Below are 17,631 nucleotides of genomic sequence, written 5' to 3' on the forward strand. Positions count from 1 at the left end.
CTACCAGGTACCGTGGAACGTGTCGAACTCCAGCTCTTCCAGCTCCTTCTCGCCGATGGCGATCTCGTACTCGCCGGGGGTGAGCATCGGCTTCTTGAACTGCGGGCCGTCGTCGGTCGTGATGCGGGGACAGCCGGTGTTGACGTAGGCGTCCATGCCGAAGTTCGTGAGCCGGTCGGGAGTGACCTCGTCCATCGTGATGAGGTAGGCGTCGTCGTTGTTCTCGACGATTTCCTGGGCCTGGTCCCAGCGGCCCTGGCCGATCTTCGTACAGAAGATGACGCCCCAGCTCTCGGCGTCCATCGCGCGGTGGACCGCGCCGTAGCGCTGCTTCATGAACTTCTCCGTGTCCGCGATGGTGACGGCGTTGTTGACGGGGTCGGCGATGATGACCTTCTTGTCGGGGTGTTCCATCGCGAGCCCGAGCGGGTGGAACTTCCCGCCGCCGACATACAAAATCTGGTCGGCGTCGACGTCGGCGCTGGCGTAGTTGCAGCCAAGCACCTGCCCTTCGTGGGTGAGCCGTTCGTCACCACGCTGGGTGTGGACGGTGTAACCTCGCTCTTCGAGCCACTCGCGCATCTCGCCGAACTTGTTCATGTGCTGGGCCGTCGTCACGAGCCCCACGTCGGGGTCCTCGTCGGGGTCGGTGAGCTCCTCCTCGAAGGCCTGCTCCATGATGGGTGTGACTTCGACGTTGGAAAATAGTGGGACGTAGATTATCTTGTCAGACTCCTTCATGGGGGAGTGGCCGAAGTGGACGAAGACGTCCGTGCGTCGCATCATGTAGGTGTCCAGGTCACAGGCGCCGTAACATGGCTGGCCCGACATCATCACCTGGACGTCGTCTGGGAGCTCCTGGCGCAGGTCGTCAGTGACTGCCGGGCCGCGGCGTTTCAGTCCCTCGGGGAACTGCAGCCCGACGGTCTCGGCGTCGCGCTCCTCGACCTCCTCGACGATGCGGTCTATCTCGTAGTCCCACTCACGGTCGTGCTTCAGCGAGAGGCCCGTATTGCGAAGGTCCCCCTCGGTTCGCTCTTGGCTCATTGCACTGCTATATCCGTTCGAGTGGGATAACCTCGGCGTTTCCGACCGCGTCAGTCCCCTTCCCCCTTCGGCACATCTATACCGCACGAGTCCCAACGCGGTGGTAATGAGCGTCGAAACCGAGAACGTCACCGAAATCGACGACGACCACGTCGATAAGCTCGCGGCCGAACTCGGCGAGAGCATCGCCCAGCTCCCGGTCTACCAGGAGTTCCTGCAGGCGAAGGCGAAAGTCGAGAACGACGCCGACGCCCAGCGAGCCATCGAGGAGTTCGAGCAGCTTCGCGAGGAGTTCCAGATGGCCCGCCAGACCGGCCAGGCAACCCAGGAGGACCTCCGGAAGGTCCAGGAGGCCCAGGAGGAGCTCCACGACATCGCTTCGATGAGTGAGTACCTCGAACTCCAGAACGAGCTCGAGGCCCGTCTCGCGGAGATAAACGACCTCGTCTCCGAGCAGCTCGAGGTCGACTTCGGCGAGAAGGCCGGCGGCTGCTGTCAGGACTGAAGGGTCCGTTCTTGCGGTCTGCTTTTTCCGGCCGATAGCTCCGCTGACGCCCCCACGAAGCCGCTGGTGCGGCGGTGGTCGTGTCACTGCATCGCGAATCGAGCACGGCGGGTGTCCCGTAACACTGACTACTGGGGAGCTAGCTGTCTGCACTGCTGGCAGGCGAGAAGGCATATACGCATAGAGAACACAGCTACCTAACGATTCGAGAGTATGGTGGGGGCGAGGCCGGTCAGGGATATCACGACCTTCGTGAGTTGCTACCTCCTCCTATCCCTGCCCCCGTTTCTCTACCTGAATCGGGGCCTGTCCACGCTGGTCACGGACATCGCCCTGCTGGCGACTGTCGGCATGGTAGCGTTGGTCCTCGTCACGTCGCTGTTTTTCATCAGCGAAGGGGTCGAGCGCTACACCAACTTCTTTTTCGACGTTACCGACGTCTACTCCGTCTTCGTCGACCTGGCGTTCGTCCTCGCAGCTGTCTCGTGGTGGGCCGTTCCGGAACTCGCGACCCGATTCGAGTGGGGGGCCCAGCTTCGGTACGTCCTCACGGCCATTATCGTCTGTCACGTCCCGATGGTCCTGCTTCTCTCCCTGCTGACTATCATTGGTCGCGCCCAGACGGCCTCGTGAAGCGGTCCCAGTATCGCCACACAGGGTTGGCTCGTGGCAACTCCCAGTACCGTGTCCGACACCGCCGACGACAGAGACTGGGTCCACGTCGAACAGTTCGCGGGCGACCTCGCCGAGAAGGCCGGCGGCTGCTGTCAGTACTGACTCTGTCTTCTCCGTTCGATACCCAGCGAACTGCCGTCGCTCAGCGCCGCGACCGCTACCGACTCTCGAACTGCGTCATGAACACGCCCAGCGCAACGAGGGCGGCAAAGGCGCTGATACCGCGCTGGATCAGAAACACCAAATCGACGTACGTCCGGGCGAATCCCTCGCCGACGGTGTACATCAGAACGCGAAACACCAGCAACAGTTCACCGACTACGGTGGCGACGACGAGACCGCCGGCGACGACGACGAGGGCGTAGCAGGCGTAACGCGCGATTCGTCTGATCGGGACTTCCTCGTCGGGACCGAACTGGCGGGCTTGTTTCGCGAGCACGGGGAGGAACGTGCGGAGCATGCACGACATACCTGTGGGGTTAGTCAAAGTGGTGTCGACTCGACGACAGAATCTCCCGGCCGGTTCACGGACCAGCGGCTCGTGTTTCACGCCGACGAGCGGACCCACGGCGTCGGGGGACGGCCTCGTCGGTCGTAAGGCCTTAGCCGCCACCCTGCGCAGAGTTCGCCATGACAGTCGAATCCGACTGGGGCGATTGGCTCCTGCGCGCGGTCGAAGACGCCGACCCCGACGGACTGGCGATCTGGTATCTGGGCTGTAACGGCTTCATCGTCAAGTCCAGCGGCGGTACGACGGTCTTTATCGACCCGTATCTGGGCATCGGCGACCCGCCCCGGACGGTGCGGATGGTGCCGGTGCCGTTCGAGCCCTCCGACGTCACGGAGGCCGACGCCGTCCTGGGGACTCACGAGCACACCGACCACGTCCACGGCCCCTCGCAGGCGCCCATCCTCGCGGCGACGGGCGCCACCTACTACACGACCGACAGCGGTCACGAGGTCATCAACGAGGAGGACTGGAAAGGGAACTGGTCGGTCACCGACGACCAGCTCGAAGAGATCGAGGAGGGCGACCGACTCGAACTCGGCGACCTGACCGTCCACGTCGAGCCGGCCAACGACCCCGACGCCGACCACCCCGTCTCCTTCGTCTTCGAGCACGAGTCGGGCACGTTCTTCCACGGCGGCGACGCACGGCCCGGCGCGTTCGAGCCGGTGGGTGAGCGATACGACATCGACCTCGGCGTACTGGCGTTTGGCACGGTGGGGATGATTCCGGACTCGGAGACCCGTGAGCCAAAACGGACCAAGTGGTACAACGACGAGAACATGATAATCGAGGCGGCCAACGAACTGGAGCTCGACACCCTGTTGCCGACCCACTGGGACATGTGGAAGGGGATGACTACGGAGCCGACGGTGCTGCACAACCACGCAGCGAGCTTCGACTATCCGGAGACGCTACAGATCGTCGAGATCGGCGACCGCGTCGACCTCTAATCGGTCGCCGATTCGAGTGTCCACTCACAATCTGACGGCGTCGGAGTACCTTTATTACTCGAGGGGTATGGAATAGCATACATGAGTGATTCGCAAGCGTATGAGGCGATTACTGTCGCCTCGGATGGGGTCAGTGTCACCAAGCGATTCGAGGCCGACGAGTTCCCCGTTCCCGCTATCGCGTTCAACGTCGTGTCGAAACGCTCCGAAACCGTCAATCTCCGGCTAGTCGATACGGTCCCGGACGACGTGGCCGTCGAGGACCTGGGCTTTCACCCCGAGTACGGCTCCGAGTTCTGGGATATCAACGACGACCAGATAACCTTCGAGAAGGAGATCGAGGCCGACAGCGACTACACCACGGTGTACGGCATCCGGGCCACCGGTACCGACGACGTCGAGAAGTTCCTCACGGAACCGACAATCGAGAGCGTCGACCCGCCGCTGGACGAGTCCGAAGAAGACCTCGTGGGCGGTGACAACGACGCTGTCAAAGATGTCATCGCGGGCGAATCCGACAGCGTGCCCGGGCTCGAGGACGAGGAGGACGAGGACATCGAGACGCTGAATCTGAAAGACCCCAACAACGAGGGGGAACCGGCCGCCGACGGCGAAGCCAGTGCCGACGGCGAGGACACAGAGGACGGCGGGGCGGCTGCCGACGGCGAGGCGCCAGCGACGGGCAACGTCGTCGCGGCGATGGCCAACGAGATTCGGCAGAACAACGTCTCGGCACAGGACGTCAAACTCCTCAAGCGAGCCCTCGACGCGGTCTCCCAGGACAGCGACCCGGAGGGCGGCGTCAACACGGCCCGAATCAACCGCATCCAGAACGACATCGCGGACCTGCGCGCGTACACGGACGCGCTCGAGGAGTTCCTCGCCGAGAACGGCACCGGTGACGAGATAATCGAGGAGTACGGCGAACGGCTCGACAGCTTCGAGAGCCAGCTCGACTCCTTCGAATCGGAGATAGAGAGCGCCAAATCGGCTGCCGAGGCCGCCACTGACGAGATAGACGAGCTCGGTGGGAGCGTCGACTCGCTCGAGGATGGCCTCGAAGACGTCGAGGGCTCCGTCGACGCCGTCGAGGGCGAGCTGGACGACCTCGAAGCGGAAATCGAGGACGTCCGGGAGGAAATCGGCGACGGGGAGCTGGACGACCGGCTCTCGACGGTCGAGGACGACATCGTGCAGCTCAAGGAGTGGCGCGAGCAGCTCTCCTCGGTCATCGGCGGCGGCGAGTAATACTGCCAGCTGTAACAAACTGAAGTAATTCGCGGTGGCGAATATCTTTACGAACTTACAGCCGGCAGTGTAACCGAACTCGTTTTATCCGCGCCGACGATTGAGTGGGGTAATGACGACGACCAGAGTGGCCGTCCCCCGCAAAGGTCGGCCTCTCGAAGCCGTGCTGGAGCGTCTCGCAGCCCGGACCGGGACCACCGAGCTGGCCGACGAGATCATCTCGACGCTTCGCTACGAGAAGGACCTGACGAAGGGGAACCAGTCCGCCGACGAGGATATCTACGGTCGTATCGCCGACTACTCCGACATCGAGGACCCGACTCGACCCGAGTTCACGCTGTTGCGGGACGACCGCGACGGGATGCCTCGACGGGTCGTCTTCGACAGCGTCACCGTCCCGACCGACCGCGGCGACGTGCAACTCGTCGGTCGGGAAGAGCCGTTCCGGGCCCTGCGGACCCACGAGTTCGCGCTGGGCTTTGACAGCGCGGACCTCGTGTTGGAGGAGGTCGTCGAACTGCAGGACGACCCCCTGCGGACTATCGACGAGATAAACGACCGCATCGACCCGCTGGACACCGACGTCCGGGTGGCGACCGGGCTCGGTGATACGGTCTACCACACGCTGCTGGCGACGCCGACCGTCGTCGATAGCCAGGACCGGCCCCTCGACCGGGAGTTCGTTCGGAACTACGCGGGCGAACTCTGTATCTCCCCGCGGTACGAACGGCTCATCGAAGCCGTCATCGGGACGGCCGCGCTGGACGATATCACCTTCACCTACCCCGAGAACGGGCAGGAAGAAGAAGCGGCTATCGCCGACACCGGATTCGGCGTCTACCTCACGGTTACCGGGTCGACCGCCCGGGACCACGACCTCGAACTGGGCGACCGACTCTTCCCCAGCGAGACCGTCCTGCTGGAGAACCGTTCCGAGCGAACCCCGGTGACCGAACAGGTCGCGGAGCTGTTCACCGAACCCGAAGCGACCGCACTCCAGTCGCTCTGAGAGTAGGCCGCCCCTGTCGGCCGGCCGCGACGCGACCGTGGACCGTCGTCCCCGGCAAACCGGTGTCGAACTATTTTGGCTGTCGCTATCTATCAGTTCGCTCGCGCCGTCGCCACGCAGTCGAGGACTCCGTTATTGGGACCTACGACGCCGGTAACTCCCGCCGTCTGTCGGGTAACGACGCTGTAACAAATGGGTACCCGGCGCTCGGTTTGCTCGTAACGTGGCTGTCAATCGGCTGATGAACCGCTCCACCAGCAACCACGGCGACGTATGCGATGGATCAAAACAACACCGAACTCACACGCGATCGCATCTTCGACATACTCAGTAGTCCCCGGAGACGGTACGTGCTCTATTTCCTGCGGACGGAGCCGAACCCGATTCAGCTGACCGACCTGGCCGAGCACGTCGCTGCCTGGGAGAACGATACGACCGTCGAAGAGCTATCGACCCAGCAGCGAAAGCGCGTCTACGTCTCGCTGTACCAGACGCATCTCCCGAAACTGGCCGAGTCCGGACTCGTCAACTACGACGAGGAGTCCGGTGACGTCTCTATCGCCGCGAAAGCCAGCGAAATAGACCCACTACTGGGCGAACAGCGCCAGGAACCGGCCTGGTACATCTACTACTTCGGGCTGGCGGTGTTGAGTACGCTCCTGGTCGTGGTGTCGGTGGCCGGGCTGGCTATCCCACAGGTCGCCCTCGCCGTGGGAATCATCGCCGCGTTCGTACTCCTGACTACCGTCCACGTGGTGTACGAGTGGCGCCAGCAGTCGCCCCCTGCGGAGTTTCGCGAGTGAGAGTATACGGACTGCTGAAGCGTCTGTTCGATTGGTGCGACCGGACCGACCCAGACCACAACAGTCCGTCTCAGTCTGCGTCTTCGGGCAACAGTTGCTCGGGCGTTCGCAGATACGTCGGCGTGTTCGCAAATTCCGTCATCCGCTCGAGCTCGCTCTCAGTGATGTGTTCTGGCATCATAGGTGTGCTCTGCAGGGGAGCGGTTAGTAATTGAGTTCATAGCAACCGGAATGAAGGCTATACTACGGTCGCAAACGACAGGGTCCCGAGAGCGCTGCAGTCACCCGCTTGCGGGCCCCAAACCCGGTTAGCGGCCAGGTATACGGTGGATAACCGCCGGCCGGAGTGTGTCGTTCCGATGGGGTTACAGCGTAGCGACCGTCGGCGGCGCCGGTCTCGACCACGTGACCGTCCCCAGCTGTCGGGACCGTGCTGAACCGACCGGAGCGGCAGAAACTACCGGAAATTTTAACAGTGGCTGAATTTATCATTCCGATAGTACAAATGAGTGGTCCGGACCCGTGGCACGCACTCGGTGGGAGACCCAGCTTAGAGGGGGCCGAGCGCGTGACAGAAGACGGTCCGACGTACGACCCGAAGACAGACACGTACGTCGGGATGTTCGATACGGAGCCGGCGAGCCTCGCGGTTATGGAGGCGCTCGCCACCGTTCGTCACTGCGAACCGACGGAGCTCGACCCGCTATACTGCTCGGTCGACCCCGACGCGCTGGACCGTCTCGTCGCATCCGGTTCGGACCAGCTCTGTGTGACGATGCATATCGACGGGTTCGAAGTCGTCGTCACCGGGACCCGTCGCATCGAAATCACGCCGCCCGAATGACTCCAGGGCCGTCACCGACCCACCGGTCCCAGGTCAGTGCTGTTCTCCGCTGAATCTCCCGGTTACGCACTCGGTTACGATTATCGTCCCCGGCGTCTGCGTCGGCGTGTACCAGTTGCTCAGCGAGGATGCGGTGTACGTCGCAGACACCAGGCTCCGGTGTGACTATCTGCTGTGGGTGCTGGTCCTCGCGGCCGCGGCCGGCGACGTGGTGCTGACGTTCGCAGGACTGTCGCTGTGTTTCACCGAGGCGAATCCAATCGCGCGAGCGTTCATCGATGTCGCCGGGCACGCCGGACTAATCGGACTGAAACTGGCCGCCCTGGCCGTGCTGTTTGCTGTCTATCGGACGGTGCGTCCGCTGTTCCGTCGCGCGGCGCTGGTCGCCTTTTTTGCACCACAGCTGTTCGCCGTCTCGCACAACGGATTGCTCCTCGCGCAACACGCAGCCGACTGCCCGTGAGACGGCCGGCGACATCGCAGGTCGACGGGACGTTTCGAGCGGTCTACGGGGAACGACCTGCCGGTCAGACCGACTCGTCGAGGACGACCGCTCCGGTCTCCCCCGTCCGCTCCCGTGCCAGATGCGAGACGAGGTTCTCGGGCGTGTAGGCGGTTCCATCGAGGAGACACGGGAAGACGGCTGCCAGCTCACCCGCTTCGTAGATAGCGACCGCCCGTGACGGTGGGACGATGCGACTGAACGCGTCGGGGTTGTACTCCGTCGTCACCGTCGAGACGTTGAAAAACGGGGCGATGGAGAGCTCGCTGTTCGCTGCCAGGTCGTAGAACTCACCGATGGCGTCGAGGATTCGCTGGCCGTTCCCGACTTCGGTGAGCGGGCTGGCCGTACAGATGCTGTTGCCCCAGACGACCAGGTCGAGATCGTCGAGGACGCTTCGCTCGGTGAGACTCGCTAACTCCGTCACCAGCTGGTCCTGGTCTGACTTGCACTCGGCCGGGCCCAGAGAGTGAACGAAGACAGTCGCCGTGAGGTCGCTGTCTGTCGGTGGCAACAGTGCATCGAGCGTCGGGTCGGTGGCGTCGTCTGCTCTCATCTGTGTAGCGATGGCTCTACAGTGGTGATAAACGGACAGGTCGCTTTCGACGGATAGAAGCATCTTACCGGCTGTCTACGGAAATTGGGGGAGAGCAACAACGCAGACCGGACGACGACGGCCGCCGTCGTGTATGGCCTAGGTGGGGGTGGGGTGGGTGAGTTGGCAAGGGATGGACCGGTGGCCAGTACGTGCGGATGGGTGCTCTCCCCGCGATAAGACCCACAGACTCCTGTATAATTGTTACTCCGTGGTTAGTCTCGGTAAGCTCTTCCACACGACAGGCCGGTAATTCGACGGGGCGGTTTCACAGGCCGAAAGCGCACCATAACTAATCACACGTCTCCGGTTGTGGTGACCGAACGCGCCTCTCTGGATTCCAAACCATGGTGACAGACGACCCCGACGGTGTGGCCGAGACGACAGCGCAATCCCAGGCCGAACAACTGGAGTTGCTGGCCTCGAAGCGTCGTCAGACGCTGCTCGAACTGCTGGCGACATCCGCTGACGACGTGCATACGCTCGAATCCCTGGCGACAGCGATAACACAGACCGAACAGGGAGCAGACCTCGGTGCGCGCCCGGCCCACCGGGTGTGTCTGTTCCTCCGCCACGTCCACCTGCCGAAACTCGACGCCGCCGATATCGTCGAATACGATCCACAGCAAAACGTCGTCGAGTGTACCGGCGATGGCCGGCTCGACCGGCTCCTCGATGCGACGGGCCGGTAACGACCGGCGACTGGCTGCCCTCTGTCGGCCCGGCTCGCTGTCCCGAGCGTTCTGTCGTCCCGACTGGCTATCACGAGAGCTGTCGGTAGAGCCGTGCCGCGGTACCCAGACCTGTCGAACTCCGTTCGAGCGAGTGATACGTCCGGAGGGTGGGAGCGAACTTCGACTTGTACCGGGAGAGCCGCGGGTCGTTCGCGCCGACCAGGTCGTAGGCGCTGTGGCCCCGCTCGGCCGCCGCCCGCAGCACCTCCCAGTGTAGCAGGTCGTTCACGTCGTAGTCGAGGTCCTGTTTGACCGTCCCCTGCCAGTTGTACACCCGCTCGCCGTCGTCCAGTATCAGCGAGCCCCCGACGAACTCACCCGCCACGCGACAGGCGTATGGGCGGAGGTAGCCCTCGGGGAGCGCCCCGTAGAGGTCCCCGACGAAGTCGGCGGAAAGCGGGAAGTCGAGGTCCTGTTCCTCGTGCCGGTTCTGGACCTGCGTGATGACCCGGCGCGCCGTCTCGGCGCCGGATTCCTCGACCGTACAGGCCTCCGCCGCGTCGCGGACGTTCGAGCGCGCGTCGCGACTGAACCGGTCACGCAGGCTGTCGGGCTCGGCGTCGAGGTCGACGACGTACGTAAATCGGGGGGTCTCATCGAACGTCGCCCAGCCGAACGGGCGGACGTCGGGCGAACTCATCGCGGTGCGGACGTGGACGTACTCCGGGTCGTACTCGGTGTCCAGCCAGTCGAGACAGCCGTCGACGAGTCGCCGCCGACGCTTCTCCGTGCTGTGTGGTTTCATGCCCGGCTGTGCGATGACGACCGGACCGAGATAGCTCACCTTCAGCTCCGGTGGCGGCGAAAAGGCCGCCGTTATCGGTCCCTTCTGGAGCGTGAAGAACGGAAAGAGCCCGACCGGCTCGTTCCCCTTGTAGGCCAGTAGCGGGTGGAGCTCGGCACCGGCGTAGTCGGCGAACACCTCCAGGGCCTCGAATCGGTGGAACGGCGTCCGCTCTCGCGTTCGTCCCAGTGCGTCGTTCCATGTGGCCGCCTCGTTGCGGGCGAGCTCGGTTATCTCCAGGGCCATCTACGGCCACCGCGCTGTCGGAATCCGGCGCTCGTGTACTAGCATCTGTCGGGTGAACCCTGGCTGTGGCCGGCGGTAAGTATAGTCGTCTTACCGTCTACACCTGCCCAACAGGTCCATATCCCCTGTCCGACACCGGTTCCCGGTACGATAGCCATAACAAAACGACGCCTCCCGATACCCCAACTCGTACTATGTCTGTGGTCAGCGCTGGGCCTGGAACCCAGGTGACACTGCAGTGACCGTGTCCGAGACGGCCCGTCGCGTGGTCAGGTCGACACTGTCGCTCGTCCCCATCGACCTCGTGCTCGTCCTCGCGTACGTGACCTTCGCAACCGCGGCCGTCGAGACTGGGGAGGGGTCGACCGTCCAGTTTCTCATCGGCGTCGGGCTGGTCCTGTTCGCACCCGGATACACCGTCGTCGCGGCGCTGTTCCCGGCTCGGGCCCGACAGCGCGAGGAGCGCCAGCCGACCAGCGTGCTCGCGCTGACGCGGCCACACGATGGCGTGTTGGTCCGTGAACGGCTGGCACTTGCCTTCGGCGTGAGCGTGCTCTTGCTTCCTATCGTGGCCGTCGCCTACGGCGCCGTCGGCATCTCGCTGACGACGTCGTCGATACTTGCGGCGGTCTGGGCTATCGTCGGTGTCGGGGCCGTCGTCGGGACGGCCCGGCGGCTAGCGCTGCCCGAGCGGGAACAGTTCGACCTGTTGCGGGTCGCTCAGGGCGTCGGTACCGGTCGCCCACTCGCCGACGATTCGACGACGACGCTGCTCACTGTCGCGCTCTGTTGCATGGTCGTCGTCTCCCTGGGAGCGTTCTCGGCCGCTATCGCCGGTCCGTCCCAGTCGATGTCCTACACGAGCGCCTCGCTGCTGACCACTGGCCAGAACGGGGAGCCGGTGGCGAGTGGCTACCCGGCCAACGTCTCTCAGGATGAGTCGGTCCCGCTGGTCGTTCGTGTGACCAACCACCACGACACGGCGGCAAACTACACCGTCGTGACCAGACTCCAGCGGGTCGAGGGCGGGACCGTCCAGTCCGGCCAGCGGGTCTGGCAGGGGCGCCAGCGCCTCGGCGTCAACGAGACCTGGACGCAGAACCACACCGTTGTGCCGCCTTTTGCCGGCCAGGACCTCAGACTGACGTACTTCGTCTACCGCGGCTCGGTGCCCGAGACCGTCTCCCAGTCGACGGCAGACGACGTGCTGTATCTGCGCCTGGACGTCTTTCCGAACGGGGCGAGGAACCCACAGACGCCCACTGGCAACAGTACTGGCCAGGGGTGAGTAACTGACTCGGTCAGCACGGGCCGGTTGTGAGAATCAGCAGAGCGGTCGGTGCGGACAGACGGTATCTGTGATCCGGACAGGTCTCAGACGCGTCCCGGCCGGGTACAGCGGTCGCGTCGACGCGCAATCGCTCGGCCGGCAGTACTCACGTGCTATCGGTACTCAGCGGGACAGTCTGTTCTTCGTCGGCCTCCGTCGCTGCCGCGCGAACGGCCTCGATGATACGGAGCGTCCACGTCCCCTCGGTGACCGGGACTGCCGTCGGCTCGTCGCGCTGAATCGCCCTGACTTCCTCGCCGAACTGATAGCTGTGTGAGTCCAGGTTCCGGACCGAGTCCCAGTCGTCGTCGACGGTGCGGCGAGCGACGGCGACGAGGTTCTCGACTGTCCCCTGGACACGGCCGAGGATGTGGTCGACGTTGGCCAGCGCGCGGGCCTTCGGCGATGCCTGGTAGTCGCGGTCCAGCACCGTCACCGACTGGGAGACGACGTCTATCTCGATGCTCCCGCGGTCGCCGTGGACCTGGATGACCTTGTGGGGGACGTCGCTGGCCAGCACTGTCCCGCTGCAGAGGACGCCGTCGTCGGTGGTGTACTGGAACTGGACGCTGTCGTAGTCGAACTCCTGGGTGTACTCGTTGGCGAGCGAGGTGCTCGCCTGAATCGAGTCGGTGCTTTCGGGGTAGCCGCCGAGGTTCAACACCATGTATATCGGGTGGGGTAACCCCTCCTCGAACTCGCCGCCAGGGAGCTCGAACGCCCACGCGCCCCGACGGACGTCGTCGGGGAACGTCTCGCCGGCGTACAGCAGGTCGACGGAACGCAGCCGTCCGATGGTGCCGTCCTCGATGAGCTGGCGGGCCTTTCGCATGGCCGGCGAGAAGTTGTGGTTGTGGACCACCGAGACGGTGGCGTCGTGTTCCTCGACGAGCCGTTCCAGTTCCTCGGCCTCCGCGACGGACTCGGTGACTGGTTTCTCTATCAGGACGGGGATGCCGTCCTCCATGGCCATCCGGGCCAGTTCGAGGTGTGTTCCGACCGGTGTACAGAGATGTATCCAGTCGAGCGACTCCCGGGCCAACATCCCCTCGAAATCGGCGTAGGCGTTGATGTCGTACTCTGTGGCTTTCTCCCTGGCTCGTGACTCGTCCAGGTCGCAGATGGCGACAAGTTCGGTGTCGGGACACTGCTGTAGCCCCGAGAGGTGGTAATCGGACACCACGCCGCCGCCGACGACCGCGGTTTCCAGTGTCATCGTCCCATCTCCCCGCGTGTGAATATATTGTTATACCCGAGATGTCCGGGGGTAGCTGATTGCTACCGAGACGCCGTCGGAATTCGTCGCTGCAAGAATATTGGAATAATGATAATTCTGCCCTGTCAAACTGCTACTGACACGAAAGATGGATATAACAATACTCGAATAGGTTCACGAATTGTCCGAGCATGGCCGCCAACTGCGTTCGTACGGATTGCTGGAGTCTCGTGGTACCGGAACAGCGGTTGCCGGAACACGGCTACACCAATCCGTATCACGAGGTGTGGGCGTGACCTACGACGGTGCGACGGTCGCGGTCGTCGTTCCGGCGTACAACGAATCCGGCCTGGTCGGGGGCGTCATCGAGACGGTCCCCGACTACGTCGACCGCGTGTACGTGGTCGAGGACGGCTCGACCGACGACACGTGGGCCGAGATACGTACGACAGCCAAACGAATCAACGCCGAGAGCCCGTCTGGCGGCGAGTTCGACCGTCGCGTCGTCCCGATCCGCCACGAGGAAAACCGGGGCGTCGGCGGCGCCATCAAGACCGGCTATCTCGCCGCCCGCGACGACCGAATCGACGTCACGGCGGTGATGGGCGGTGACGCACAGATGCGGCCGGAGTTACTCGCGGGCGTCATCGACCCTATCGTGGCCGACGAGGCCGACTACGTCAAGGGCAACCGGTTACTGAACGCCGACCACCGGGAGGGGATGCCCCGCTTTCGCTACGTCGGCAACCGCATCCTGACGTGGCTCACCAGAATCGCCAGCGGCTACTGGACCATCGGCGACCCACAGAACGGCTACACCGCTATCTCCCTGCACGCGCTGGAGACGGCGGGTATCGAGGAGATGTACGAGTACTACGGTTACTGTAACGATCTGCTCGTCAGATGTAACGTCGCGGGCCTGCGCGTGATGGACGTCCCTCGCCCGGCCAATTACGGCGAGGAGGAGAGCCACATCGACTACCGCTCCTACGTCCCGAAGGTCTCGGTGATGCTGTTCAGGGGGTTCCTCAGGCGACTCTGGCGCAAACACGTCCGGGCGGACCCCCACCCGATGGTCGGGCTCTATGGGGCCAGCGCTGCGGGTGCGCTGTACGCCGCCCACCGAGCGGTTCGCAGCGAGGGGACGAGCGGACTGGGGCGGGCTGCGGTGGTGCTGCTCACTGCCGGGCTGTGTCTCGTCGCCGCCCTGACGCTCGACCGGAACCACGACGCCGCGCTCGGCCGCCGCCGTGAGACGCTGCAGCGACCAGAGCCGACCGAGTCGGCGTCGACGCCCGCCACACCGGTCGAACAGGACTAGAGAGACGACCGGGGACTCCCCCTCGTCTGGGACCACAGGAGCATCTTATCCGTGCCGTCGGATGCACACGCTGGCTATAACAATAGCTGCGACGCCGTTTGTCCGGATGTGACCCCTGATTGGACACGGCGACAGTATCTCTCGCGACTCGGTGGGGTAGCCCTCCTCGGTGCTCTCGCCGGGTGTCCCGGGACGGACGGTCCCGACGTCGATACGCCCTCCCCTGTCGGCACCCCCGAGACCGACGGCACCGAGCCCGACCGGGACCGCCCCCAGACCGACGCGTACGACTCTGTCGTCGATATCACCGAGGCCGGCGCTGACGCCGACGGTGAGGAGTCCATCGTCTCGACGCTCGAGGATATCGACACCTCGAACACGCTCGTCCGGTTCCCGAAGGGGACCTACTTCATGGACGACACCTGGGGCCCAGAGGGGGCCGAGCGCCTCGGCCTGTACGGGCCCGAGGCGACAATCACGACCGTCGAGGAGTTCACGGGACCGCTGTTCGGGCTGGGCACCGACGGGGCGGTCGCCGACCTCTTCGTCGGCGGGTTCACCTTCGACCTGACGCCCGACGATACCGGCCCGCGCCCCATCAACGGCCGCGTCACCGACCGGATGCGTATCGATAACGTCACCGTCCGCGGGGAGATGGACCTAGACCAGGACGGGATGCGGTTCGACGTCGCCGAGAAAGACGGCCACGGCGTCGTCTGGAACCTCCGGATGCCCGACGGCGGCGACCCGGAGTACAAGAACACCGGCTGTTACGTCGGCGAGAGCCACGTCGGTGAGCTCCGCTTCCAGAACTGCCGCTTCGATGGCTTCCCCGACAACGGCCTCTATGCCTCCCCCGCGAAGGGCCGGGTCAACGTCGTCGGTGGCCAGTATCGCAACAACGGCGTCGCCAACATCCGGGTCAGCGGGCCCTCGACCGTTCGCGGGGTGGTCGTCCGCTGTGACGAAGCCCGAGATGGTGTCGAGAACATGCGTGGTATCCGGCTCAGAGGCGGCAGCGACGTCGTCGTCGAGAACAGCCGACTCGTCTTCGATACCGTGACCTCGAGCGACGGGGCGATAACCTGCGCCGAGTGGCTCGACGCCGCGACCATCCGGAACACCCATATCACTGTCAACGCCGACGACGTCCCCGCGATCTGGGCAAAACCGCCCAATGGCAACCGGTCGAACGTACGTGACCATCCCATTCAGATCAAGTCGGTTCGCATCGACGGGTCGGCCAGCAGCGGCGCGGCCGTCCGCATCTCCGAGCGCAGCGACACCTTGCTCTCGGACCTCTGTATCTGCCAGCACGGAGACGAGCGTGACGGCATCGCCGTCTCCGGTGGCGACGGAACCACCGTCCGGGGCTCCGCTATTTCTGTCTCGGGCCAGCCGCTGGCCACCGGCGGGCTCTCGGTCAGACGAGACAATCTCTCGCTTGAGTCCACGGCGACCAGTTCGTCCTCGTGTTCCTGCCCGAAGAACCGCTAGCGGTCCTCGGAGATGTAGCCCAGGTGAGCGAGCCGGTCGGCGACGTCTTCGCCCGCGCCAGCGGCGCCGTCCATCTCCTCGTAGGGCGGATACGTCTCGACTGGTGACGGCGAGACGACCGGGAGCGGCTGTCCGTCTAGCCGCTCCGGACGGGCGACCCCCAGCGTCGAGAGCACCGTGGGTGCGACGTCGAACAGATGCGCATCAGACAGGGACCCACCTGTGTCGACGTCCGGGCCGGTGATAGCTACCAGCCCGTCGCGCTTGTGGTTCCAGGGTTCCCGCGGTGTCCCGAAATGGTCGCCAAGCAGGGAGCCGTTGAGGAAGTTCTCGAAGCCCCGCGGGACGACTACGACATCTGGTGCTGCCTCCGTGTACGGGCCATCGAAGACGGCTTCCCGGGGTGCGACGCGCTCGAACACCGGGCGGCCGTCCGGGTCGGTGAGTTCGCGGAGCCGCGCTACGAGCTGGTCGCGAACGGCATCGTACTCGGCGGCCGGCACCACGCCCGCTGGCTCCCGACCCGCGAGATTGAGGCGGACGCCCAGCTCGATGCGGTCGCGCATATAGGCCGTCGAGGCGGGGAAATCGACCTGTTCGGTCCCGGCGCGAACGGCGTCGGTGGGCGCCAGCTTCGCCACCGGCTCGGCCAGTCCCAGCGGTTCGAGCACGCGTTCGATGCGCTGGCTGGTCAGGCCCAGTCGGGCAAGCATCGCCACGGCGCGCTCGGCCACTCCGGGGTCGGGCGTCCCGCCGCGTTCGCCCTGCTGGAGACGCTTTCTGGCGATGGCGTCCCAGGACGGCATCCCCTCGCCCTCGGCGGTCGCGCTGACGTTGCCCCACTCGCGCAGTATCTCGTTGAGCCGCACCTCGTAGCCGTCGTACTCCCCGATGCCGTGGTCGCTGACGACGACGACGGTGTCGGGGTCGGCCGCCGACAGCGCCGTCTCGACGGCGTCGTCGACCGCACCGAACACGCACTCGATGGCCTCCCGGTCCTCTGGGCGTCGGTGGAAGACGGTGTCAGTCTGCTGGAACTCCAGGAAGCCAAAGTCGGGGTCGAATCGGTCGACCAGGTGGGCGAAGGCGTCCCCGCGTGAGCGGGCGTGGGACCGAATCGCCGGTAACGCCGCCTTTCCGGGCGTGTCCATCGGGCCGTAGACGCTGTACTCGCCCGTCGCGTCGCGAACGTCGCCCAGTATCCCCTCCGGATGGCCCGGCGGGTCTTCCGGCGAGATGTAACCCGGGATTACCGCCCCGTCGATGGCTCGTGCCGGCGCTGTGACGGGGACGTTCACGACGACACTCCCGTAGCCGCGCTGGTCCAGCAGCTCCCAGAGCGCGTGTGCGTGGACGTCCGTCGCGTCGACGACGTCGTGGTCGTAGCCGTCGAACTTGAGAAAGCCGTACACTCCATGTTTCCCCGGATTGACACCGGTGTACAGCGACGGCCAGGCGCTCGGCGTCCACGGCGGGAGCTGTGAGGTGAGCGGTCCCGTCGCGCTCCGACCGACCAGGGACTCGATGGTCGGCGCGACACCGCTCTCGATGACCGAATCGAGTACCGGTAACGACACACCGTCGAGTCCGAGTAACAGAGTCCGCATCGGTTCGACCGCCGAGGCGATACTGTTTTGTAATTTTACACTTACCGCGACGAAGATAGAGAAACACCAATCAGAGAGACAGTATAGTATATTAACACTTTATTCGCGTTCCGGCGGCACCGTTAAATTTTCACACCTCGCTACTAGAAAAAGTTGGAGTGGTACGTACCCCGTGTACAGTTGGATAGCAGCTTCTCACAACTAGGC

The 17,631-nt window shown here is 64.4% G+C and carries 18 protein-coding genes; 12 read left to right on the forward strand and 6 right to left on the reverse strand.

What is annotated here, in order from left to right:
* The gene (dph2, locus tag EGD98_RS05125; RefSeq protein WP_220587273.1) at positions 1–1,047 is read right to left on the reverse strand and encodes a diphthamide biosynthesis enzyme Dph2; all 1,047 of its coding nucleotides are present in this window, start codon (positions 1,045–1,047) and stop codon (positions 1–3) included.
* 106 nt (positions 1,048–1,153) lie between these two features.
* Between dph2 and EGD98_RS05130 the strand changes: the two genes are divergently transcribed.
* Positions 1,154–1,552, forward strand: coding sequence for a YlbF/YmcA family competence regulator (locus tag EGD98_RS05130; protein WP_220587274.1), 399 nt, complete (start codon positions 1,154–1,156; stop codon positions 1,550–1,552).
* Positions 1,553–1,765: 213 nt separating this feature from the next.
* Complete coding sequence (locus EGD98_RS05135) at positions 1,766–2,185, forward strand: hypothetical protein (protein WP_220587275.1); 420 nt, start codon at positions 1,766–1,768, stop codon at positions 2,183–2,185.
* Positions 2,186–2,384: 199 nt separating this feature from the next.
* Here the strand turns inward: EGD98_RS05135 and EGD98_RS05140 are convergent, their stop codons facing one another.
* Complete coding sequence (locus EGD98_RS05140; protein ID WP_220587276.1) at positions 2,385–2,687, reverse strand: hypothetical protein; 303 nt, start codon at positions 2,685–2,687, stop codon at positions 2,385–2,387.
* Between the two features lie 170 nt (positions 2,688–2,857).
* Between EGD98_RS05140 and EGD98_RS05145 the strand changes: the two genes are divergently transcribed.
* The 6 genes from EGD98_RS05145 to EGD98_RS05170 all read left to right on the forward strand — a co-directional run bounded on the left by EGD98_RS05145 (position 2,858) and on the right by EGD98_RS05170 (position 8,055).
* Positions 2,858–3,688, forward strand: coding sequence for an MBL fold metallo-hydrolase (locus EGD98_RS05145; protein ID WP_220587277.1), 831 nt, complete (start codon positions 2,858–2,860; stop codon positions 3,686–3,688).
* A gap of 81 nt (positions 3,689–3,769) precedes the next feature.
* Entirely contained in the window at positions 3,770–4,936 is a 1,167-nt protein-coding gene (locus tag EGD98_RS05150) for a coiled-coil domain-containing protein (protein WP_220587278.1), read from the forward strand.
* Positions 4,937–5,048: 112 nt separating this feature from the next.
* Positions 5,049–5,945 carry a phosphoribosyltransferase HisG-related protein gene (locus EGD98_RS05155; RefSeq protein ID WP_220587279.1) on the forward strand — a complete coding sequence of 299 codons (897 nt, stop codon included), beginning with the start codon at positions 5,049–5,051 and terminating at the stop codon, positions 5,943–5,945.
* A 278-nt stretch (positions 5,946–6,223) separates the two neighbouring features.
* Positions 6,224–6,748 (forward strand): DUF7344 domain-containing protein, encoded by a 525-nt coding sequence (locus EGD98_RS05160; protein WP_220587280.1) that lies wholly within the window; start codon positions 6,224–6,226, stop codon positions 6,746–6,748.
* Between the two features lie 505 nt (positions 6,749–7,253).
* Complete coding sequence (locus tag EGD98_RS05165) at positions 7,254–7,592, forward strand: HalOD1 output domain-containing protein (protein WP_220587281.1); 339 nt, start codon at positions 7,254–7,256, stop codon at positions 7,590–7,592.
* 106 nt (positions 7,593–7,698) lie between these two features.
* Positions 7,699–8,055, forward strand: coding sequence for a DUF5658 family protein (locus EGD98_RS05170; protein ID WP_220587282.1), 357 nt, complete (start codon positions 7,699–7,701; stop codon positions 8,053–8,055).
* 64 nt (positions 8,056–8,119) lie between these two features.
* On the opposite strand, the gene EGD98_RS05175 is transcribed toward EGD98_RS05170, so the two are convergent.
* Positions 8,120–8,650 carry an HTH domain-containing protein gene (locus EGD98_RS05175; RefSeq protein WP_220587283.1) on the reverse strand — a complete coding sequence of 177 codons (531 nt, stop codon included), beginning with the start codon at positions 8,648–8,650 and terminating at the stop codon, positions 8,120–8,122.
* A 386-nt stretch (positions 8,651–9,036) separates the two neighbouring features.
* On the opposite strand from EGD98_RS05175, the gene EGD98_RS05180 reads away from it, so the two are divergent.
* Positions 9,037–9,381: a DUF7344 domain-containing protein gene (locus EGD98_RS05180; protein ID WP_220587284.1), complete on the forward strand. Its 345-nt coding sequence runs from the start codon at positions 9,037–9,039 to the stop codon at positions 9,379–9,381.
* A 70-nt stretch (positions 9,382–9,451) separates the two neighbouring features.
* On the opposite strand, the gene EGD98_RS05185 is transcribed toward EGD98_RS05180, so the two are convergent.
* Positions 9,452–10,453: a GNAT family N-acetyltransferase gene (locus EGD98_RS05185; protein WP_220587285.1), complete on the reverse strand. Its 1,002-nt coding sequence runs from the start codon at positions 10,451–10,453 to the stop codon at positions 9,452–9,454.
* 238 nt (positions 10,454–10,691) lie between these two features.
* Between EGD98_RS05185 and EGD98_RS05190 the strand changes: the two genes are divergently transcribed.
* Positions 10,692–11,741 (forward strand): DUF1616 domain-containing protein, encoded by a 1,050-nt coding sequence (locus tag EGD98_RS05190; protein ID WP_220587286.1) that lies wholly within the window; start codon positions 10,692–10,694, stop codon positions 11,739–11,741.
* Between the two features lie 148 nt (positions 11,742–11,889).
* Here the strand turns inward: EGD98_RS05190 and EGD98_RS05195 are convergent, their stop codons facing one another.
* On the reverse strand, positions 11,890–12,999 hold the full coding sequence (locus EGD98_RS05195; RefSeq protein WP_220587287.1) for a Gfo/Idh/MocA family protein: 1,110 nt from the start codon (positions 12,997–12,999) through the stop codon (positions 11,890–11,892).
* A gap of 292 nt (positions 13,000–13,291) precedes the next feature.
* Between EGD98_RS05195 and EGD98_RS05200 the strand changes: the two genes are divergently transcribed.
* Both EGD98_RS05200 and EGD98_RS05205 read left to right on the forward strand, forming a co-directional pair.
* Positions 13,292–14,320 carry a glycosyltransferase family 2 protein gene (locus tag EGD98_RS05200; protein ID WP_413229574.1) on the forward strand — a complete coding sequence of 343 codons (1,029 nt, stop codon included), beginning with the start codon at positions 13,292–13,294 and terminating at the stop codon, positions 14,318–14,320.
* A gap of 108 nt (positions 14,321–14,428) precedes the next feature.
* Positions 14,429–15,817: a hypothetical protein gene (locus EGD98_RS05205; protein ID WP_220587289.1), complete on the forward strand. Its 1,389-nt coding sequence runs from the start codon at positions 14,429–14,431 to the stop codon at positions 15,815–15,817.
* On the opposite strand, the gene EGD98_RS05210 is transcribed toward EGD98_RS05205, so the two are convergent.
* Positions 15,814–17,424, reverse strand: coding sequence for an alkaline phosphatase family protein (locus tag EGD98_RS05210; protein WP_220587290.1), 1,611 nt, complete (start codon positions 17,422–17,424; stop codon positions 15,814–15,816). The two genes, EGD98_RS05205 and EGD98_RS05210, sit on opposite strands and share 4 nt — an antisense overlap.
* Positions 17,425–17,631: the final 207 nt, after the last annotated feature.

Origin of the sequence: Haloarcula salinisoli (assembly GCF_019599405.1) — an archaeon.
GTDB classification, from domain to species: domain Archaea; phylum Halobacteriota; class Halobacteria; order Halobacteriales; family Haloarculaceae; genus Haloarcula; species Haloarcula salinisoli.